Raw genomic sequence first — 19,600 nt, 5'->3', positions numbered from 1 at the left:
CCCGACAGAGAGTCAGGACCAGCCCGTGCCCGCAGCACGCCCACGCCACCGTGGAGCCTTACGTCGGCTCCTGCTCGGCGCCCTCGCCCTCGGCCTCGCCGCCGCCGGCAGCACCGGCACCGCCTCCGCCCAGGACCGGCCACAGGTGCCGTCGTCCTCGCCCACGGCTCCGGCCCCCAAGGACCCGCACCCCGCCGCCGAAGGCTGGCAGCAGATCGACGGCACCTGGGTGCAGGTCGGGGCGACCCGCCCGCACGTGATGCCCAACGCCGACACCTTCGCCCAACGGCAGGCCGCGAAGACCCACGGCGTCACCGCGTCCCCGCGCAACAACTACGACCTCCAGATGACCTACCGGGGAGGCCAGGACTCCATCGGCGTCACCACCGGCCAGCCGAAGGTCTACCTGATCTACTGGGGCAGCCAGTGGGGCACCCCGGGCACCGACCCGGCCACCGGCAACGTCACACTCTCCGGCGACCCGGACGCCGCCGCGCCCTACCAGCAGGACTTCTTCAAGGGCCTGGGCAGCACCACCGACACCTGGTCGAAGGTGATGACCCAGTACTGCGAGGGCATCACCCCCGGCACGTCCTACTGCCCGCCGGAGGCCAACCACGTCGGTATGCCGGTGGCCGGCCAGACCCTGGCGGGCGTCTGGGTGGACAACGCGAAGCCCGCGCCGAAGGCCGCCACCGAGCCGGAGATCGCGGCCGAAGTCATCGCCGCCGCCCAGCACTTCGGCAACGGCGACCCGACCCAGAACCGGGACGTCCAGTACGTCATCAACACCGGCCAGGGCCTGGACTCCGACAAGTGGAAGGAACTCGGCTACTGCGCCTGGCACACCTTCATGCGCAGCTCGGCCGGCACCCTCGCCTACACCCTGATGCCGTACCTGACCGACGTGCCCGCCTGCGGCACCAACTGGATCAACCCCGGCGCGCGCGGCCGCCTCGACGGCTACGGCATCATCGGCGGCCACGAGTACGCCGAGACCATCACCGACCAGAACCCCTCCGGCGCCTGGACGGACGCGACCGGCCAGGAGAACGGCGACAAGTGCTCCTGGATCCCGGTCGGCCGCAACGGCGGGATGTTCAACCTCCAGCTGTCCACCGGCAGTTTCCCGGTGCAGACCACCTGGTCCAACTACGACCACCTGTGCACGGGCGACGACCCGGTCTTCGCGAACGCGCCGCTGCTCGTCACCCAGCCGTGTGAGCAGACGGTCCAGAGCGGAAAGCCCGTCGACATCCCGGTGCTCGCCTCCGACCGCGCCGGGCGCCCGGTCACGTACAGCGCCAAGGGCCTGCCCGCCGGCCTGCGGATCGCCCCGACGACCGGCCGCATCACCGGCACCACGCACGCGACCGGCTGGAAGACGATCACCGTCGTCGGCCGGGACGACCAGGGCAACAGCCAGAGCCAGACCTTCAAGGCCGGGTTCTTCCACGGCCCGCAGAGCGGCTGCACCCCGATCGAGCAGCTCAACGACCCGGGCTTCGAGAACGGCACCGCCGACCACGGCGTCTGGAACGCGTCCGGCTACAACGTCATCACGCCGTCCACCGCCCACCAGGCGCACGGCGGCGCGACCTATGCCTGGCTCGGGCAGAACACCGCGAACGACGAATCCATCACCCAGTGGGTGGAGACGACCCCGGGGTACTCGAAGGAGCAGCTCTCCTTCTGGCTGAACATCACGGGCAGCGCCCAGGGGGCATCCGCGCTCGGGGGCACGGCGGCGGACACGCTCTCGCTGGAGCTGTACGACCAGTGGAGCGGCAACTACCTGGCGACCGTGAAGACCTGGACCAACCTGGACGCCACCGACGGCTACCGGCAGCAGTCCTTCGACCTGACCCCGTACGTGGCGGCCGAGTTCGGCTCGACGGTCGGCATCAAACTGGTCGCGCACTCGACGAGCGGAAAGACGGCGTTCCTGATCGACGACGCGTCGGTGAAGCTGACCTGAGCGGTCCGCCCCCGGGTCCCGTCCGCCGGGACGGGACCCGGGGGCGGGGGCCGATACCGCCCACGCACCCCACGAGCACATGGACGGAACCGAGCCGGCGGACGGTCGCGTCGCCCTGGACACCCGCATGCGAAGGGAGGACCGGCCCGGATCAAGTGTGGTGCCGGAGGCGGTCGTTGAGTGCGGCACCGACGTCGGGGCAGGTCTCCCGGATGGTGTCGAGGAAGGCGCGCAGCACCGGGGAGTGATCGCGGCCCGCGAAGGACAGGACGAGATCGGGCAGGGGCGTGCGCGGGGTCACTTCGCAGAACCGCACTCCCGGACGCGGGACCGCCCTCATGCGGGACGGCCCCAGGCCGACGCCCACGCCGGAGGCGGCGAGGCCGATGATGGTGTGCACGTCCCTCGCGACGGTCGCGCCGCCGAGAGCCGATGAGTCCGCGCCCAGCAGGGTGCGCAGTCCGGCGACCACGGCGGGCTCGTCCTCGCCGGCCGACACGATCAGTGGCTGTCGCCGCAACTGGTCCGCCGTTACCGACTGTTGACCCGCGTACGGGTGCACCGTGCTCACCACGGCGATCACGTGGTCGCGTCCGATCGGGACGGACACGAGATGCTCGGCTCCGGCGCCCCGTGGCGGGCCGAGGGTGAGGGCCACGTCCAGCTCCCCGGCGACGAGAGCTGAGCTGCTGCGGCTGGTCGCCATCTCGTGCAGTTCCAGTCTCACATCGGGCCGTTCACGGCCGAACCGGCTCAGGACGCCCGGCAGCGGGCCGAGCAGTGCCGAGGCGATGAAGCCGAGGCGCAGACGTCCCGTCTCGCCGCGCGCGGCCCGGCCCGCATCGACCGTGGCCGCCGCGATCTCGTCGAGCGCCCGGCGTGCCCGCGCGAGGAACGCCTCACCGGCGGCGGTCGGGAACACCCCCTGACGTGTGCGGTCGAACAGCCGGGCCCCGACCTCGCGCTCCAGGTCGGCGATCTGCTTGGACAGCGGCGGCTGCGCGATGCCCAGCTCGCCGGCCGCCCGGCCGAAGTGTTCGTGCTCGGCGAGAGCAACCGCGTACCGCAGGTGTCGCGCTTCCACGGCTCGCCCTCCATCCCATCGATCCCGTCGGCCGCCGACAAGACCTCAAAGATATCGCCACGCCACTTACCAGATCTAGGAATGGATGGCGCTGTGGTTCCTGTCTGGAATGGAGCCATGAAGAACGCATCTCTGACCGGCACCGTCTTCGTTCTCGTACACGGCGCCTGGCACAGCTCCGGACAGTGGGCGGCGACGCAGCGCGCGCTGGCCGGACTGGGCGCTGCGAGCGTGGCCGTCGACCTGCCGGGGCACGGCTTCGACGCACCCCTGCCCACCGGATACCTGCTGCCCGGCCAGCCGGGCCTACTGACCGAGAGGTCACGGCTGGCCCCCGTGACGATGGACGACTGCGCCGAGGCCGTACTGAGCGTCCTGCGCCAGGTGCGTCACCATCGCACGGTCGTGCTCGTCGCCCACAGCGCGGGCGGCGGCCCCGCGTCCCTGGCCGCGGAGTGGGCGCCCGAGCTGGTGGACCGGATCGTCTACCTGTCCGCGTTCGTCCCGGGCGGGCGGCCGCGGTTCCTCGACTACCTGGGCTCACCCGAGAACGCCACCGCGCTGGGCCGGAACCTGAACCTCGGCGACCCCGAGGCCCTGGGCGCCGTACGGATCAATCCGCTCTCAACGGATCCCGCCTACCTCGACGAACTGCGGGAAACCCATTACCACGACACCCCGCTGGACCGCTTCGACCGGTGGCGGTCCGCGCTGAGCCCTGATCTGCCGCTGGCGCTCCCGACGGCTCCGGTCACCCTGACCGCGGCACGGTGGGGACGCCTTCCACGAACCTTCCTGCGCTGCGCCGAGGACCGGGCGCTGGCACCCGCCGCGCAGGACCTGATGATCGCGGAAGCCGACCGGGCCTTCCCCGGTAGCCCGTTCACCGTGCGTACCCTGCCCGGCAGCCACAGCCCGTTCGCAGCCCGGCCGGGCGAGCTCGCCGCGGTTCTCGCCTCGTGAGCCGGCAGCGGCCCGTGAAGGGTCCCGCGTTCCTGAGCGCGGGGCGGCGCGCGGCCGGTGGCGGCGGGCGGCTCGTACTGCCGGTCGCGGGGCTCGAAAGCCCCGAGGCCGAGCCGGCCTGCGGCCTCGTCCGGCTCCGCCGTCCGCGAACCTCACACCCGAAACGATCAGTGAGCCGGAGGTGGTGCCGGCCGGGCTGAGCGAGGTGGCGGCGGTGAGGACGACGGCGGTCGACGCCACCGTCCGGCGCGGTCACCACCCTGCCCCGGTCCGTCACGAGGCCGTCATGATCCGGGCACGTCGCGCGCATCATCGGCACCTCGGGCGCATGGACACGACGCGGTGCGCGGGCGAGGATGGCCCCTTCGGACCGTCATGTGTACGAACCCAGGCGCCGGCCGGACCCGCCGGTCGCGGCGACGGTGAGGACCGGGAGCGCCGCGCGGGGCAACCGGGCGCAGGCCGGGGGCGTCTTGGTACGGACGGAGGGGAACCGTGAGCCGGGAGGGGACGATGGGACGTCGGGAGCTGGAGCCGGAACTGGCCGCGCTGGTGCGGGCGGTGTTCGCGGAGGCGGGGAGCGAGGTGACCCTGCACGGGGACGTCGCCCGGGACGCCCAGGGGCGCGACTACGGGCTCGGCGGGCTGCTCGAACTGGTGGAACGGCGGTCGGACGCACCGTTGCCGGAGCTGGTCCGCGCCCATGTCCTCGAACTGGTCGCCGCCGTCCAGGGCCCGGGGGCGGGCAGGGCCGGTTCGCCGGAGGAGACGGTCGCCCGGCTCTACCCGCTGCTCCTGGACGCCGCGACCCTGGCCGACCCCGCGCAGTACCCGCACGCGCTCGAAGTCGCGCCCGGGATGCTGGAGTTCCTCGCACTGGAGTCGCCCGTCGGCTGGCAGGTGCTGACCTCCGAGGCCGTCGCCGAACTCGCCGACGCGTCGTACCTGCGCCGGGGCGCGCGGGCGCGGCTGGCCCGGCTGCCCGTCGAGCGGCACGAGGTCCGGCCGACCGGGCAGGGCGGCAACCTCCATGTCGTCACCGGGAGTTCGGCGCTGACCGGGAGCCGGGTGCTCGTCCTGGACGCCATCCACCGCGAGCTGACGGGGCGGGAACTGCCGCCGGACGGCGCGGTGGTGGCGTTCCCCACGCCGTTCTCCCTGCTGTTCGCGCCGTTCGACCTGCGGGTGCCGGAGGTGCTGCAGGTCCTGATCGAGACGGCGGCCCGGGAGTTCGACGCGTCCGGTGCGCCGCTGTCCCCGCACACCTACTGGTGGCGGGGCGGCGAGCTGACCCCGCTCACCGCGGTGGCGGGGGGTGGACAGCTGGAGCTGGTGAACGCGGACGAGGTCATCGCCGCCGTCACCCGGCTGGCCGGCGGGGAAGGGGAGGTGTCCGGACGGCGCCCGCACCACTACGGCTTCGCGCACCGCCTGCTGCCCTCGCTCACCCACCTGGGGTCGGTGCCGGGGGAGCGGATCGGCGCCGAGCTGCTGCGGCTCTGGGAGGAGCACGGCGCGACGCTGCCCGCGGACCAGCGGCTGGCACCGGACGGCCTCCAGGGCGGATTCGTCCAGGCGGGCCGGCACCGGATGCTCCTGGTCGCGCTCCCGGTGCCGCGGGCGGCGACGGAGGCCTTCGCGGTCGTGCTGGCCTGGCCGGGCGACGGCTCCGGGCAACGGGCCTTCGCCCTGGAGTACGCGGTCGACCCGATCACGGGCGAGCGCGGGGCGGTGCTGGGCGAGTGGGAGACGGCGAGCCGTCACCGGCTGCACCGGACGGGCATGACCGCCGAGGCCCGTCCCTTCATCGAGGCTGTCGTGGCCCTTCTCGACCCGCCGCCTCCGCCGCCGGTGAAGGCGAAGCGACGCGGTCTGTTCCGGCGCTGAACGCGGCCCGCCCCGGCGACGCTGAGTACGTTCCGTGCGGGATCTGGCGGTTCACCGAAAGCGGGCACGGCGGTGCCGAGTTCGGGCGTGTGAGCGCCCCCGTCACTCGCCGTCCGGCGGCAGCCACCGGTTGGTGTCGATCTTGCCGGGGGCCAGTCGGTGCACGACCTCGGCGAGTTCGACGCAGGCCTGCTCGATCCGCCGGTAGGTGTTGCGCTGCTCGGCGACGATCGCGGACAGCAGCAGTCCGGTGAGCGCCGCGCAGCCGTTGAGTGCCTGGAGGATCACCATGTCGGCGACCAGCCCGTGCCCGGCGAACGGACCGGAGTGGTGGGTGGCCGCCGTGATGGTGAGCACCGAGACCAGGAGCACGCAGGGCGCGGCGCCGGGCAACTGGAAGCGCAGCGCCGCCCAGATCAGGAACGGGAAGACCAGGAAGAGCAGACCCAGCGTGGTGGAGGTGGCGATCACGGTCACGGCGGCGGTGCCGGCCAGCAGCAGGACCGGCTCGACCCAGTCGAACGCGCGGAGACCGGCGGGCAGCCGAGCCGTGCGCAGCGCCAGCAGCAGCGGGGTGACCACGAGGACGCCCATCGCGTCGCCGGTCCACCAGGCCGACCAGGTGGACCAGAACCCGTCGACCGGCAGGGTCCCGTTCAGGACCAGGACGGCGGTGCCGGTGCCGGAGCTGATCAGCATCCCGGTGAACGCTCCCAGGAAGACCAGGGCCATGCCGTCCCGGAGCCGGTCCAGCTCGATCCGGAACCGGGCCCGGCGCAGCATCAGGTACGCGGCGACCGGGGCCAGGGTGTTCCCGGTGACGATGCCGATCGACCCCCAGCGCGGCGGCCCGGTGACGAGGATCACCAGGAAGGCCCCCAGGGCCACCCCGGGCCAGACGCGGAGCCCGAACAGGAGCAGACAGGTGAGCGCGATCCCGGTCGGCGGCCAGAGCGGGGTGACCTTGGCCCCGCCGACCACCACCTGTTGCAGCAGGCCGATCCGGCCGGCCGCGAGGTAGACCGCGGTGACCGCGAGCAGGCGCGCGGCGGCCACGGCCAGCTGGCGGGGGTCGCGGGAACGGGGCTCGGTCGTCGGCGGCATGGTAGTCATCTGACTACGTTCGGGCACCTCGGTGCGGGCGTGACACGCGCGGGCTCCCGGTCGACCGGGTCGTAGCTCAGTCGTCGTGGCGCAGCACCAGCACCGCCGCGTCGTCGGTGTGGCCGGTCAGGTCGGCGACTTCCAGCAGTTCGGCGGCCAGGGCGTCCGGGTCGTCCGCGACCCGCTCCCGCAGCACGGCCGCCACCCGGGCCAGTCCGGCTTCGATCGGGAACTCCGGGCCCTCGACCACCCCGTCCGTGACCAGCGCGATGACCTCCGTCCCGGAGAAGCGGTGGTGGCTCACCGGGTACGTCTGGCCGGGCAGCACGCCCAGCGGCGGGCCGCCGTCATCGTCGGGGCAGTGCCCCCAGCGGCCGTCGGCGTTCGCCCAGACCGGCGGGACGTGCCCGGCCCGAGCGTGCGAGAGGTCCCCGGTGGCCGGGTCGTAGCGCAGGAAGCTGCAGGTGGCGAAGCGGCGACTGTCCATGGAGATCAGCAGGTCATTGGCGCGGCCGAGGACCTCGCCGGGGTCCGTGGCCGTCCTTGCCACGGCGCGCAGGCCGACCCGCACCTGGCCCATGATCGCCGCCGCCTCCACGTCATGGCCCTGGACGTCGCCGAGCGAGAAGGCCACCGAGTCGTCCGGCAGCCGGAAGCCGTCGTACCAGTCACCGCCGATGCTCAGCCCGTGCCGGGCCGGCGCGTACCGGGCGGCTGCCCGGAGCCCGGGCGGCTGCGGGAGCGCGGCCGGCAGCAGCTCGCGCTGCAACGCCTCGGCCAGCTCCACCCGGGCCCGCTGGAGCTCGGCCTGCTCCAGCGCGGACGCGGTGAGCCGGCCGAGCTCGGTCAGCAGGTCGTCCGCGCTCGGGCGATCGGTGGGGCGGCGTCGGCTCATCGACCCTCCGGCGGCGTGGGGGACGGGGTGGTCAGGGTCAGCGTATGTCGGCCGAACGGGGGACGGCCGCCCGAGCGACGCCGCGGTCACCCGCGGTAACCGAACCGACGGTGATGACCTCATGGCCGGAAGGTGATCGGCAAGGCGCTCGGGCGGGGCTGCCGGATTCGCCCTCCGGAGCGTGTCCGGCACCGAGTCACAGGTGGCCCGCCGGCCGCCGCGACCGGCGGGCGAACGGCGCAGCGGCCCGTCGATCGCGTCGAGTGCGGGCTCTCGCGGCTCCGCGGCTCCCCGTCGCGCGTCCCCGTTCAGGCGGTGACCTTGGCGACGAAGGCGGTCAGGTTGGCCGCTATCCGCTCGATCTTCTCCTCGACGGTGAGCGACTCGTGGAGCCGGGTGCCGACCTCCCGCTTGCCGCGCACGTAGAGGGAGCAGGCGAGGTCGGTGCACATGTACGCGCCGACGGAGTTGCCCTGCTTGCCGGCCTTCCCGGCGAGCGGTGCGACCAGCAGCGAGATGCCCCCGGTGTGGGTGGTCACGCAGAGTGAGCAGATGCTGCGTCGGGCCTGCCAGGAGGCGGCGCCGGAGGAGCGCAGCGCGATCGCCACCGTGCGGCCGTCGACCTCGGCGGCGAGGTAGCCGCGGTCGGGGGCCTGCGGGTCGCGCCAGCCGAGGAAGTCCAGGTCGTCCCAGGGCTGTTGGGCCAGGTCGCGGGGCACGTGCAGGCGCTTGGCCTCGCCCTTGCTGCAGTTGACGAAGGCGGCGCGGATCTCTTGTTCGGTCATCGGCTTCATAGGGAGCAACGTAAATTACCTAGGAGGATTAGGCAAACGTATAATGGCCTCAGTCGATCGAAGGGCAGGGCATGGCACGCGTAGGACTGAACGCGGAACGACTCACCAGGGCGGGAGCGGACCTGGCCGACGAGGTCGGCTTCGACAAGGTCACGGTCTCGGCGCTGGCGCGGCACTTCGGCGTCAAGGACGCGAGCCTCTACTCGCACGTCAGGAACTCGCAGGACCTCAAGACCAGGATCGCCCTGCTCGCCCTCGAGGAACTCGCCGACCGGGTCGCCGCCGCCCTGGCCGGACGCGCCGGCAAGGACGCCCTGGCGGCCTTCGCCAACGCCTACCGCGACTACGCCCGCGAACACCCGGGCCGCTACGCCGCCGCACAGCTCGAACTCGACTACGAGACCGCGCTCAACAGCGCGGCCGTCCGGCACTCGCAGATGACCCGCGCGATCCTGCGCGGCTACGACCTCGCCGAACCCGACGAGACCGACGCCGTCCGCCTGCTCGGCAGCACCTTCCACGGCTATGTGGCCCTGGAGCGCGCGGGGAGCTTCCAGCACACCCCGCGCACCACCGAACAGACCTGGTCGCGGATCCTGGACGCCCTCGACGCCCTGCTGCGCAACTGGCCGAAGGCCTGACGGCAGCCGGGCCGGGAGCCGGCACGTCGCTGCACCGCACGGGTGAAGCGGGTTTCCCGCGCGGTGGCAGCGGTTAGCGCTAAGTCGCGAATCAGCCGGGCCGGACGACGGAGAGGGCGGCAAGGCGCTGGTCACCCGAGAGAGTCTGCTGCGCGCCCTGACCTTCTGGCTGCGGCCGGCCTTCGCGCTGCGCCTGGTCAACCGGTTCCAGCGGCTCGTGGGCTTCGACCGTTCGATGGCCCTGGCCTCCAGCGCGTTCTCGGCCGTGATCCCGCTGGTGATCGTCTCCGGCGTCGTCCTGGCCCACCTCGGCTCCAAGGACACCGCCCACCGGATCATCGACCGGTACGGCCTCACCGGAGGCGGCGCGGAGGCCGTGCTGTACGTCTTCTCGCCGAGTGCCGGGGTGGACACCGGGGTGGGCGTGTTCGGGCTGCTGTTCCTGGCGGTGTCGCTGCTGAGCTTCTCGCGCGCCGTCCAACGACTGTTCGAACAGACCTGGGAGCTGCCGCCGTTGAGCGTCCGCAACACGCTCAACGGCCTGCGGTGGAGCGCCGGGCTGCTGGTCTACCTCACCGTGACGGCCTGGCTGTCCGCCGTCCTCGGGCAGGGGCGGCTGTCCCTGGGAGCGGTAGCCGTCCAGACTCCCGTGACCGCGGTCTTCCTGATGTGGAGCGGCCGGGTCCTCTCCGCGGGAAGGGTCAGCTGGTGGGAGCTGTTGCCGTTCGGTCTGGTCGGGGCGGTCGGGGAGGCCGCGTACTCGGTGGGCGCCACCGTCTACCTGCCCCGGCTGTTCAGCTCGTCCGCCAACCAGTACGGCGCGATGGGCGCGGTCTTCGCGCTGGTCTCCGCCCTCTTCGGCGTGATGTTCGTCCTGGTCGGCTCGGCGGCGGTCGGGCGGGAGGTGCGGGACGAGCTGGACCGCATCAAGCGGGGGGAACGCCCCGCCGACGACGAGGTCCGCCGGGAATGGGACGAGGTGATCGCGCACGCGCGTCTGAGGTGGCAGACCGCCCGGGAGCAGTTGGCGGCCCACCGTCGCTCCCGGAAGCCCGAGCGCTGAGCTACCCCGCGGCGGACCGCGGGTCGCCCGGGCCCAGCGGCGCCTCTCGGCGCAGCCCGGCGAGCCCGGGTCCGGGGCGAGGAACTCACGGATCCCGAAGGCGATCAGGACCACGACGGCGAACCAGAACACCGGCAGCGCCGTGGGGTGACCCCAGAGGACGAAGAGCAGCGCGGCGACCGGCAGGATCCCGGCCCCGATCGCGCGCGCGACGGCCGAACGACCGGCCCGGCCCGGCCCGGAATCGGCATCGTTCTCCCAGGATCTTCTCGGTCAAGGCCAGGGACTCTTCGGGGCCAAGGGCCTGCGCCCTGAGGATGTTGTAGCGCGCGTTCATGATCTGGACCTCGTCCGGATCGCAGATCAGCCTACTGCTCCGTCACCACCCGTCACCACAACCACCCCGCCCCACAGTCCACTTCGAGCGCCACCGCCACCCCGGAGTGGGAAGTCGGCCACACCGACTTCCCACTCCTCACGCCATGACGCCGATACTGGGCTCCAACACACCGCTGCGCCCCGCAGCGGGCCGGGAGTGGGGACGGGCATGGCGACGGTGCTGTTCAGCGGCGGCGAGGTGCGGGACCTCCATGACACCGTGGCCGCCGAGTTCGCGCCGCACAAGCTGCGGGTGCGCGAAGTCCCGGCGGCCGGCGGCGGCCGATTCGTCCGGCACTGGCAGGGTGACGTATCGGTCTACGAACTGGGCTACGGCGCGGACGTCGACGTCGTCCCCGGTGAGCTGACCGACTTCTACAGCCTCCAGATCCCACTGGCCGGTTCCGGCCTGGTGACCGTGGACGGCCGTCCGCTGTCCACGCCGTTCAGCATCGCCGGGCCGGGCCAGCACCTCGCCATGGACTGGGGCCGGGACTGCGTGAACACCGTCCTGCTGATCGCCCGCCAGGCCGTGGACCGGGCCGTGGCCGTCCGCCGGGGCGAGCCCGGCGAAGAGGCCGTCCGCTTCGACCCGGCCCTGGAGCGGAAGTCCGCCGCCATGGCCGACTGGCTGGACCTCGCCCGCGCCTACGCGCGGGCCGCCGGCGGGGAGTTGTTCGCCCGCTCGCCGCTCGCCCGGCAGCACCACGAACAGCTGCTGCTGCACGGCCTGTTGGACATCCAACCGCACAATCTGGGGCGCGCTCCCGCCGTGCTCGCCGCACCGGCCGCGGTGCGCCGGGCCGTCACCTTCTGCGCCGAGCACGCCCACGAGCCGATCTCGGTCGCGGACATCGCCCAGGCCGCAAGGGTGAGCCTGCCCAGCCTGCGCCGGGGCTTCCGCATCCACCTGGGCACCACACCGCTCGCCCATCTGCGCCGCGTCCGGCTGGACCACGCCCACCATGACCTGCTCGCCGCCGCCCGCGGTGGATCCGCCGCGACGGTCACCCAGGTCGCACTGCGCTGGGGCTTCGCCCACCTGGGCCGCTTCTCCCAGGAGTACCGGAAGGCCTACGGGCGGCTGCCCTCCGAGGTCCTGACCGGAGGCTGTCCGGAAAACGCGTTCGGAAGCGAGCGAACCGGATAGCCGCGCCCGCCGGGCTGCCGCACACTGGGCGGGTATCACGGGGGAGGCCGCCCCGCCCGCGCGACGCCGGGCGCGGTGCGAGCGGCCGGGCACCGGGACGGGGCAGCTGAATTGAGCCGGGGTGCCCCGTCCCGACCGTGTACCGTCCGTCCGGACGGTGGCCTGACCGGCGGGAGGACCGGCCAGACCAACGGCGTCCGGCAGCTCGGCCTCACCAGCTTCCAGCCGGCCCGCTTCGTCTGTCCGCAGAAGAGCCGCGCCGCCGGATCCCCCTCGGGTGACCGGCGGCGCGGCTCGGGTCCGGCCGCGAGACGCTACGGCTGGGCTTCCCCCACCAGCAGCCGCGCGTTGACGGTGGGGTTGCCCGCCTGCGAGAGCGGGAAGGCCGTGCCGATCTCCCCGGAGTGGCCGGGGACGTCGATCCGCACGGAGAGTGTCCGGTCGACGAGCCGGTCCTGCGGCATCCGGAAGTCGAGGTTGATGATGCCGTGTTGCCTGCACGTCTCACAGCGCTGGGGGTCGTTCGGCTGGAAGAAGAACCGCTTGGCGATCGGCTCGCCGTCGGCGAGCAGGGTCACGATGAAGGACCCCGGAATGTTCAGCCGGTTGATCCCCTTCACCCGTACCGAGACCGGGTCGCTGCTCCGGAAGGAGAAGGTGCGGGCGGCGTCGATGCTTCCGGTCAGGTTCTCCATGGCGCCGGCCATACCGCCCTCCATGGCGCTGGGGAGGTCAAGCCGGTCGTACGAGATGTCGGTGGCGATGGTCTGGTCGGGGGTCGAAGTGAACGGCGGGAGGGGCGCTTTGAGCCAGGTGTCGTCCTGCCCGGCCAGTCTGGTGCGGAATCCGTCGAGGGTGGTGGCGGCGGCGCGGGTCTGCCAGCTCAGCCAGAGCCGGTCGATGTTGCAGTGGAAGAACCAGAAGACGGGGTCGAAGGCGGACACCTCCTGGATGCCCATCGTCTCCCCGGTCGATCCGTGGCCGTTGTCGTGGGCCTGGATCGAGAAGTCCTGGTAACCGTTGGTGTTGTACGCGCCCCAGAGTGACTGGACCATCGAGGTCGCGATCTCCTCCAGGACCGAGTAGTCCTGGATGTTCTGGGTGATCTCGGCCGCCGAGTAGCGCTTGGTCGTGTACGGGAAGAACTTGGTCACGGGCGGATGCACGGTGGCGCCGGGGTCGGCCGGCAGGACGTACTGGTCGAACGGCGGGTGCTGCAACCGGTCCGGCAGCGGGGTCGAGATGTCCCAGTAGGGGAGCGTCACGTCCTGGCAGCCCGGGACGGAGCGCAGCGCGTCCTCGAACTCCCGCAGGTACACGCGGTGCCACGGGTTGAAGCGGTCCTCGTGGTGCAGGCACCAGGCCTTCGGGAGACCGTGCTGCCCGGCCAGGGTGAAGTAGCCGTCCGGTGCTGTGGTGTCGCGGGCCATGACGCCGTTGAACGCCGTTGTCAGGAGGGCGAATTCGGCGTCGGTGAGGGTCGTGACGTCCTTGCGCAGCCGGGTGGCCGCCGCCCCGGCCGGTGGCGGAACGACCGGGGTCGGCGCCGTACCGATCGGGTACCCGGCGAGGATCCAGTTCTTGAACGTCTGCCAGCGGTTGGCGCTCCACTTCCCCGCCGCGTCCGGCGGCATGTCCGCGTTCGGCGGCGAGGTGTGGGCGAGGATCGAGAACGCGTTCTGCTTGACCCCGTCGTACGTGCCGAGCTCGATGCCCTTGGCGGCCATGTGCGCGATGTCGTCGGGGCGGAAGTAGGTGCTGATGTCCGCGAGGTACGTCGGCGCCGCGACGATCGGATCACCGTTCGGGCTGGCCGGGGGTGTGCTCATGGGTCCTCCGCTGGGCTCGGGGCAGGGGGAGTTCGGTCGTATAGGGAGCATTTGCGGTTGCGAGTATGCGGTGCGGCAAAGGCCTCCATACGATCGACACGGGCCCGTGCCCGGAGAATCGTCGTGCGGGAGCCGAATTCCTGCGGACGGTCAGACGCGGGTGAGGCCATTCGGGTGCCGTGGGCGGCGGCGCACCCTACCGGTGGGTGTCGAACCTCAGGTCGCCCCTGGTGACCTTGCGGATGTGGTCACCGGCTAGCAGGTCGTGCGGGTAGCCGAGCGGGAAGGCGCTGGCCTCGGCGAGGCGGGCCAGGTGGGAGTCGGCGAGGTCGACGTCCAGGGCGCCGAGGTTCTCCAGCAGCTGCGCGGGGGTGCGGGCGCCGATGATCGGCGCCGTCACGGCCGGGTTCTGCAGGGTCCAGGCCAGGGCGACCTGGGCGGGGGTGCGGCCCACGTCCTGCGCGACCTCCCGTACGGCCTCGGCGATGGCCAGGTTGCGGTCGGTGACGGCGCCCAGGGCTTGGTTGGCGGCCCGTCGGGCGCTGTCGCCGGAGCCGGTCTCCGGCGCCCCCGGTTCCTCGCGGCGGTACTTGCCGGTGAGCACCCCGCCGGCCAGCGGGGAGAAGGGGACCACGCCCAGGCCCATCTCCCGGGCCATCGGAATCAGGTCACGCTCCCCGGTGCGTTCGACCAGGTTGTACTCGATCTGCAGCGCGACCAGCGGTGACCAGCCGCGCAGGTCGGCGATCGTCTGCATCCGGGACACCTGCCAGGCCGGGGCGCTGGAGATCGCCACGTACAGCACCTTGCCGAGCCGGACCAGGTCGTCCATGCCGCGCAGGACCTCCTCGACCGGGGTGGTGGAGTCCCACACGTGCAGGTAGAGCAGGTCGAGGTAGTCGGTGCGCAGCCGGCGCAGGCTGGCCTCCACCGACGCGGTGAGGGCCTTGCGGTGGGCGCCCCCGGAGTTCGGGTCGCCGGGGCGGCGCAGCGTCGAGTACTTGGTGGCCAGCACCAGCCGCTCGCGGTCGCCGTGGGCGAACTCGCCGAGCAGGCGCTCGGAGCTGCCGTCGGTGTAGGTGTCGGCGGTGTCGATGAAGTTGCCGCCGCGCTCGACGTAGTGGTCGAACAGCTTGCGTGCCTCGTCCCGTTCGGCGCCCCAGCCCCATTCGGTGCCGAAGGTGGCCGCGCCCAGGGCCAGGGGTGAGACCCGCAGTCCGGAGCGGCCCAGCAGCCGGTAGGTGTCGAGGGTGAGCGACATCAGGTCCTCCTGTGGTTCGTCGGCCGCCGGTCGTCCGGCGTCGGGAACCAGCCTGCGACCCCGGCGGGTCGGGGGTAAGGGACGGCCGTTCCTGGGAACGCCCGTCCCAGCCTCGCTGTTGGACCGGGCATGATGACCTCTACCGTGGACGCGACCCAGGAGCTGGCCGCCTTCCTGCGGAGCCGACGCGAACGCCTCGACCCGCGAGACCTCGAACTGCCCTCGCGGCGGCAGTTCCGGCGCACCCCTGGCCTGCGCCGGGAGGAGGTCGCCGAACTGGCCGGAATCAGCGCCGACTACCTCGTGCGGCTGGAACAGGGCCGGGGCCCGCGCCCCTCGGCGGAGGTGGTGGACGCGCTCGCCCGGGCGCTGCGGCTGAGCCCGGACGAGCGCGGCTACCTGTTCGACCTGTCCCGTCAGCGTCGCCCGCGCACCGCCGACCAGCCCGCCGCCACCGCACCGCCGGAGCTGGCCAGGCTGGTCGCCGACCTGTCGCCGCAGCCCGCGATGGTGCTGAACCACCGCTTCGACATCCTGGCCTGGAACGGTGAAATGGCCGCACTGCTACCGGACTTCGACACCCTGCCGCCCGCGCGGCGCAACGCGATGTGGCTGTGCCTGGCGCACCCGGCGATGCTCGGGTTCTACGCCGACCGCGAGCACACCGTGCGGGACGGCGTCGCCCATCTGCGGGCCGCCTGGGCGGCGCACCCGGAGGACCGGGCGCTGACCGGCCTGATCGCCGAACTCGCTTCTGGTGATGAGGAGTTCGCACGCCTGTGGGCGGAGCGGGACGTCCGGGTCAACGGCCGCGGCAGCAAGGTGCTGCGGCACCCCGAGGCCGGGGAGATCACCGTGCGGTTCGAGGTGCTGGTGCCGCTTCAGGACCCGGACCAGCGGGTGCTGGTCTACCGCCCCGCGGACGAGGCGAGCCGGACGGCACTGGACCGGCTGTGCGCGCGGTGACGCCGTGCTCGCGCAGCGGGCCGACCTGCCAGCCCTGGGCGGCGCAGTGGTCGAGGAGCTGGGGCAGGGCGCCGAGGGCGGACCGCCAGGCGGCGGGGGCGGAGGTGCAGTCGGAGTCGTGCAGCAGCACCGTGCCACCGCCGTACAGGTCGGCGGTGACGGTGCGGTGGACGGTGTCGGGGGTGGCGCGGCTGGTCCAGTCCTCGCCCCAGCTCGTCCACAGCACGGGGGTGAGGCCGAGGCGGCGGGCGGACAGGTGGGCGGCGGTGCTCATGACGCCGTACGGGGGCCGGAACCACTGCGGTGCGCGGCCGCTCAGCTCCGCGATGGTGTCGCGGGCGCGGCGCAGGTCCTGGTGGGTGGCCAGGGGGCCGCGCAGCAGCAGCGGGCGGTGCGCCCAGCCGTGGACGGCGATCTCGTGGCCGGCGTCGGCGATCTCCCGCACCAGGGCGGGCGTCCGCTCGGCCATCGAGCCGAGCAGGAAGAAGGTGGCCCGTACGTCGTACTTCTGCAGGAGCGTCAGGAAGGAGGGCGTGGAGTACGGGTCCGGGCCGTCGTCGAAGGTGAGGGCGATGTGGTCGGGGCGGCCCGTCCCGGCGAGGCGGGGCAGCAGGCGGTTGCGCAGCGGCCCGTAGGTGGAGAGCACGGGGGCCGCGTGGGCGGCGGTGACGGCGGCAGCGGCGGTGGCGCCGAGGCGCAGCAGGGTGCGGGGCTTCATGGCGGGCCTCAGGAAAGGGTGATGAGCGCGCCGAGGCGCGGCGGCCGGTGGGAGGTGAGCAGGCGCTTCAGGGTGTCGGCGAGGTCCGCCGGCTGGGCCTTGCCGCATTCGAGCAGGACGATCTGGCCGGGCTTCAGCTCGGGGGTGGTGGGGCTGCCGCAGGCGATCCGGGCGTCGGGGACGACCAGGTGCTCGTGGTGGAAGGCGGCCAGGCCGAGGTCCAGGGCGTCCAGGTGGCGGCTGGAGAGGAAGAAGTCGCTGGCCGCGCCGGTGGCCGAGCGCAGCGCGGTGGCCCCGGCGTCGAGGGAGCTGCGGCCGGTGACGATCCCGGTCTCGTACGGCGGGCCGTAGCCGGCATTGACCAGGGTGAGTCCGGCCCCGGCGAGGCGGCGGACCTCGGCGGGGTCGGCGGCGGCCTGGGCGGTGTCGACGGCGACGGCGGCGCCCGCGGCCGACAGTGCCTTGAGGGTGGCCGGGGGGAGGGCTTCGCCGCCGGGCGGGTGCACCACGAGGTAGGTCCGGCCGGTGTGCTCGGCGTCGAGGGTGTCCAACCCGCCGTAGGCGACGGCCAGTTGGGTGCCGCCGGTGGCCAGCCAGACGGTCGCGGCGAGCGCGGCGAGAGCGACGCCCAGCCGGCGGACGGGGCGGCGCGGGGCGGGGGCCGGCTGTCCGGGTACGGGCGTCGCGGGTGTGGCGTCAGCAGCTGCTGCCGCGGCGGCTGTTGCTGCCGCGGCCTCCTCGGCGACGGCCGCGACGGCGTTTGCCGGGCCGGCGGCGTCGCGGTGCAGGGCCAGCCCCGCCGCCCGGTACCGCCGCCCGGTGGGGCCGTCGACCATCGCGGCCAGAACCGGCCCGAGGTCGGCCGGGTCCTGGATCCAGGGGGCGAGGCCCGCCTGGTCGAGGGCGGCGGCGTTGGTCCGGCCGTGGCCCGGTATGCAGCGGTAGCTGACGGCCGGCAGGCCGCAGGCGAAGGCCTCCAGGGAGGTCAGGCCCCCGGCGTTCTGCACCAGCACGTCGCAGGCGTGCATCAGACCGGGGACGTCGTCGACCCAGCCGAAGACGTGCTCGATGCCCTCCGCCCGCAACTGCTCCACGAGGGCCCGGTTCTTCCCGCACGCCACCACCGGTACGACCGCCCCGGTGTCGCGGACCTCGGCGGCCACCTTCGCCACCTCGCCGACTCCCCAGGAGCCGGCCACCAGCAGCGCCAGCGGCGTGTCCGGCGGCAGGCCGAAGCGCTCGCGGGCGGCCGCCCGCTGGGCGGCGGTGGCCGGGGTGAACCGCGGGTCGACCACCGGCCCGGCGACCTCCACCCGCTCGGCGCCGTGCTCGCGGGCCTGCTCGGCCGGAACGGGATGGGCCGCCAGGTGCAGGTCGGCGCCGGGCGCCACCCACAGCGGGTGGACGGAGAAGTCGGTCAGGTAGACCGCGGCGGGCACCGTCAGGCGCCCCCGGCGCCGCAGGTGGCCGAGCACCTGCCCGGCGATCGGGTAGGTGGCCACCACCGCGCGGGTGTCCGCCGGAAGGCTGCGCAGCAGCCGGCGGTGGGTGCTGCGCTGGACCAGCCGGATCAACGGGCCCGGGCGCCCGGCGTTCTCGGTGCTGGAGTAGATCCGCTGGTAGGCGGTGGGGGCGAGGGTCAGCAGCAGCCGGTAGCTGCTGGAGACCAGCCGGCCGAGCCCGGCGGGGACCAGGTCCAGGAAGTCATGGCGGTCGACCTCGAAGCCCAAGGCGCCCAGACGCAGCGCGAGTTGGGCCGCGGCCCCGTCATGCCCGGCGCCCACGCTCGCGGAGACGATGACGACGCGCCCGGTGGCGGGGCCGGGCGGACTGGACGGGTCGGCGTGGTGCGCCGATGCCTCGTGGAGGTGCGGGAGCTGCGACACGGTCGGCCGATCCTCTGGCGATGACGGGGCAGGAGTGGGTGGGAAGCCGTGTCGGGTCGGCCGTGGCGGTGCCACGCCCGGTGGCGCGAGATCGATGAGCTCGGTCACGGCGCGCGGTCCGATCCTCGGCGGCGCCCGGGCTTCCCCCGGACGGGACGGTCAGAATGGCAGGGCCTTGCTGAAGATCCGCTTAAGTTCAGAACCACCCGCGGCCTTTCCGCCGCGGCGACTGCCATGATGGCGTCGCCATGTCCGACCTCGATGCCGGGCGCGTACCGATACCGCTACGCGCCGCCGCCCTCGACCTTCGCGTGCTGCGGGCCCTGCCCTTCGCGACGGTCTGCGTCGTGCTGGCCGCCGCCGGGCACGAACTCGCCTCCGGAGACCGGATCCCGCCGGGCGCGCTGCTGCTCGGGTGGGCGCTGGCCGGGGCGGGCGCGGTGCTCGGCGCGCGCCGGGAGCGCTCGGCCCGGGCGATCACCGGCGCCCTGGCGGGCGGACAGGCGGGCCTGCACCTCCTGTTCGGCGCGGCCGGGTCGTCGCGCCGGCCGTCGATGGGCGGTGACATGGCCGGCATGCCGGGAATGGCCGGTCCGCCCGCGCACAGCACGGCGGCCGGGTCGGTTCAGCACGGCGCCGTCGCGGCCGCCCACGTCGGCTTCTGGTGCCACGCCTCGTACGCCGGGCTCAGCCCCGCGATGGTCCTGGCGCACCTGGCCGCGACCGTCGCCGCCGGATGGTGGTTGCGGCGCGGCGAGGCGGCGGTGTGGGCGCTGGTCCGGCTCGCGGGCGAGAGCGCCGCGGCCACCGGCCGGGCCTGCGCGGCTCAACTCCGCTGGGTGCTGGCCCTGTTCGCCTCGCTGCGGGCCGGGCTCGGCGGCCGGCCGGGCGCGGCTGCCGGGTACCGGGCCTGGTGGACCGGCCGACCGGGTCGGCCGCGGCGGGCGGTGCTGCGGCACGTGGTGATCAGGCGCGGTCCGCCCCGGTACGCGGCCGTGTGACC

16 protein-coding genes are annotated in these 19,600 nt (G+C 73.4%); 8 read left to right on the top strand and 8 right to left on the bottom strand.

The window, feature by feature from the left end; genetic code table 11:
• The first annotated feature begins 25 nt into the window (after positions 1-25).
• Positions 26-1,978, top strand: a complete 1,953-nt coding sequence (locus ACZ3YL_RS05795; protein WP_465655680.1) for an Ig domain-containing protein — start codon at positions 26-28, stop codon at positions 1,976-1,978.
• A 151-nt stretch (positions 1,979-2,129) separates the two neighbouring features.
• On the opposite strand, the gene ACZ3YL_RS05790 is transcribed toward ACZ3YL_RS05795, so the two are convergent.
• Entirely contained in the window at positions 2,130-3,062 is a 933-nt protein-coding gene (locus tag ACZ3YL_RS05790) for a LysR family transcriptional regulator (protein ID WP_465655678.1), read from the bottom strand.
• Between the two features lie 117 nt (positions 3,063-3,179).
• Between ACZ3YL_RS05790 and ACZ3YL_RS05785 the strand changes: the two genes are divergently transcribed.
• Both ACZ3YL_RS05785 and ACZ3YL_RS05780 read left to right on the top strand, forming a co-directional pair.
• A complete protein-coding gene (locus ACZ3YL_RS05785; protein ID WP_465655676.1) occupies positions 3,180-4,025 on the top strand; it encodes an alpha/beta hydrolase in 846 nt (281 codons plus the stop codon).
• Positions 4,026-4,538: 513 nt separating this feature from the next.
• Entirely contained in the window at positions 4,539-5,912 is a 1,374-nt protein-coding gene (locus tag ACZ3YL_RS05780; protein ID WP_465655674.1) for a hypothetical protein, read from the top strand.
• Positions 5,913-6,014: 102 nt separating this feature from the next.
• On the opposite strand, the gene ACZ3YL_RS05775 is transcribed toward ACZ3YL_RS05780, so the two are convergent.
• From ACZ3YL_RS05775 to ACZ3YL_RS05765, 3 genes are all read right to left on the bottom strand, one after another.
• On the bottom strand, positions 6,015-7,016 hold the full coding sequence (locus tag ACZ3YL_RS05775; protein ID WP_465655733.1) for an MASE1 domain-containing protein: 1,002 nt from the start codon (positions 7,014-7,016) through the stop codon (positions 6,015-6,017).
• Between the two features lie 76 nt (positions 7,017-7,092).
• Positions 7,093-7,911 carry a PP2C family protein-serine/threonine phosphatase gene (locus tag ACZ3YL_RS05770; protein ID WP_188307336.1) on the bottom strand — a complete coding sequence of 273 codons (819 nt, stop codon included), beginning with the start codon at positions 7,909-7,911 and terminating at the stop codon, positions 7,093-7,095.
• A 308-nt stretch (positions 7,912-8,219) separates the two neighbouring features.
• Complete coding sequence (locus tag ACZ3YL_RS05765; RefSeq protein WP_465655672.1) at positions 8,220-8,705, bottom strand: FBP domain-containing protein; 486 nt, start codon at positions 8,703-8,705, stop codon at positions 8,220-8,222.
• Between the two features lie 71 nt (positions 8,706-8,776).
• Between ACZ3YL_RS05765 and ACZ3YL_RS05760 the strand changes: the two genes are divergently transcribed.
• The 3 genes from ACZ3YL_RS05760 to ACZ3YL_RS05750 all read left to right on the top strand — a co-directional run bounded on the left by ACZ3YL_RS05760 (position 8,777) and on the right by ACZ3YL_RS05750 (position 11,937).
• Entirely contained in the window at positions 8,777-9,346 is a 570-nt protein-coding gene (locus ACZ3YL_RS05760) for a TetR/AcrR family transcriptional regulator (protein WP_465655671.1), read from the top strand.
• 217 nt (positions 9,347-9,563) lie between these two features.
• Positions 9,564-10,409, top strand: coding sequence for a YhjD/YihY/BrkB family envelope integrity protein (locus ACZ3YL_RS05755; protein WP_465655669.1), 846 nt, complete (start codon positions 9,564-9,566; stop codon positions 10,407-10,409).
• A 547-nt stretch (positions 10,410-10,956) separates the two neighbouring features.
• The gene (locus ACZ3YL_RS05750; protein WP_465655667.1) at positions 10,957-11,937 is read left to right on the top strand and encodes an AraC family transcriptional regulator; all 981 of its coding nucleotides are present in this window, start codon (positions 10,957-10,959) and stop codon (positions 11,935-11,937) included.
• Positions 11,938-12,251: 314 nt separating this feature from the next.
• Here ACZ3YL_RS05750 and ACZ3YL_RS05745 read toward each other — a convergent pair whose 3' ends face one another.
• Positions 12,252-13,766, bottom strand: a complete 1,515-nt coding sequence (locus ACZ3YL_RS05745) for a tyrosinase family protein (RefSeq protein WP_223242886.1) — start codon at positions 13,764-13,766, stop codon at positions 12,252-12,254.
• A 196-nt stretch (positions 13,767-13,962) separates the two neighbouring features.
• Positions 13,963-15,027 (bottom strand): aldo/keto reductase, encoded by a 1,065-nt coding sequence (locus tag ACZ3YL_RS05740; RefSeq protein WP_188307343.1) that lies wholly within the window; start codon positions 15,025-15,027, stop codon positions 13,963-13,965.
• Positions 15,028-15,156: 129 nt separating this feature from the next.
• Here ACZ3YL_RS05740 and ACZ3YL_RS05735 point away from each other — a divergent pair, with 129 nt between their 5' ends.
• Positions 15,157-15,993 carry a helix-turn-helix domain-containing protein gene (locus tag ACZ3YL_RS05735; RefSeq protein ID WP_188307344.1) on the top strand — a complete coding sequence of 279 codons (837 nt, stop codon included), beginning with the start codon at positions 15,157-15,159 and terminating at the stop codon, positions 15,991-15,993.
• Here the strand turns inward: ACZ3YL_RS05735 and ACZ3YL_RS05730 are convergent.
• Both ACZ3YL_RS05730 and ACZ3YL_RS05725 read right to left on the bottom strand, forming a co-directional pair.
• Complete coding sequence (locus tag ACZ3YL_RS05730; protein WP_465655665.1) at positions 15,878-16,711, bottom strand: polysaccharide deacetylase family protein; 834 nt, start codon at positions 16,709-16,711, stop codon at positions 15,878-15,880. The genes ACZ3YL_RS05735 and ACZ3YL_RS05730 overlap by 116 nt on opposite strands.
• 8 nt (positions 16,712-16,719) lie before the next feature.
• Positions 16,720-18,597, bottom strand: coding sequence for an MGDG synthase family glycosyltransferase (locus tag ACZ3YL_RS05725; protein ID WP_465655663.1), 1,878 nt, complete (start codon positions 18,595-18,597; stop codon positions 16,720-16,722).
• A gap of 248 nt (positions 18,598-18,845) precedes the next feature.
• On the opposite strand from ACZ3YL_RS05725, the gene ACZ3YL_RS05720 reads away from it, so the two are divergent.
• Positions 18,846-19,598: a hypothetical protein gene (locus tag ACZ3YL_RS05720; protein ID WP_465655661.1), complete on the top strand. Its 753-nt coding sequence runs from the start codon at positions 18,846-18,848 to the stop codon at positions 19,596-19,598.
• Positions 19,599-19,600 lie beyond the last annotated feature (2 nt).

It is taken from the genome of Kitasatospora sp. NPDC023176 (assembly GCF_055560495.1).
This window is presented reverse-complemented; position numbering and strand designations above follow the sequence as displayed.

What these genes read in the sequence shown, in the direction of transcription:
- ACZ3YL_RS05785 (WP_465655676.1), top strand. Translation starts at nt 3,180, where the DNA reads ATGAAGAACGCATCTCTGACCGGCACCGTCTTCGTTCTCGTACACGGC.
- ACZ3YL_RS05780 (WP_465655674.1), top strand. Translation starts at nt 4,539, where the DNA reads ATGGGACGTCGGGAGCTGGAGCCGGAACTGGCCGCGCTGGTGCGGGCG.
- ACZ3YL_RS05775 (WP_465655733.1), bottom strand. Translation starts at nt 7,016, where the DNA reads ATGCCGCCGACGACCGAGCCCCGTTCCCGCGACCCCCGCCAGCTGGCC.
- ACZ3YL_RS05770 (WP_188307336.1), bottom strand. Translation starts at nt 7,911, where the DNA reads ATGAGCCGACGCCGCCCCACCGATCGCCCGAGCGCGGACGACCTGCTG.
- ACZ3YL_RS05765 (WP_465655672.1), bottom strand. Translation starts at nt 8,705, where the DNA reads ATGAAGCCGATGACCGAACAAGAGATCCGCGCCGCCTTCGTCAACTGC.
- ACZ3YL_RS05760 (WP_465655671.1), top strand. Translation starts at nt 8,777, where the DNA reads ATGGCACGCGTAGGACTGAACGCGGAACGACTCACCAGGGCGGGAGCG.
- ACZ3YL_RS05750 (WP_465655667.1), top strand. Translation starts at nt 10,957, where the DNA reads ATGGCGACGGTGCTGTTCAGCGGCGGCGAGGTGCGGGACCTCCATGAC.
- ACZ3YL_RS05745 (WP_223242886.1), bottom strand. Translation starts at nt 13,766, where the DNA reads ATGAGCACACCCCCGGCCAGCCCGAACGGTGATCCGATCGTCGCGGCG.
- ACZ3YL_RS05740 (WP_188307343.1), bottom strand. Translation starts at nt 15,027, where the DNA reads ATGTCGCTCACCCTCGACACCTACCGGCTGCTGGGCCGCTCCGGACTG.
- ACZ3YL_RS05735 (WP_188307344.1), top strand. Translation starts at nt 15,157, where the DNA reads ATGATGACCTCTACCGTGGACGCGACCCAGGAGCTGGCCGCCTTCCTG.
- ACZ3YL_RS05730 (WP_465655665.1), bottom strand. Translation starts at nt 16,711, where the DNA reads ATGAAGCCCCGCACCCTGCTGCGCCTCGGCGCCACCGCCGCTGCCGCC.
- ACZ3YL_RS05720 (WP_465655661.1), top strand. Translation starts at nt 18,846, where the DNA reads ATGTCCGACCTCGATGCCGGGCGCGTACCGATACCGCTACGCGCCGCC.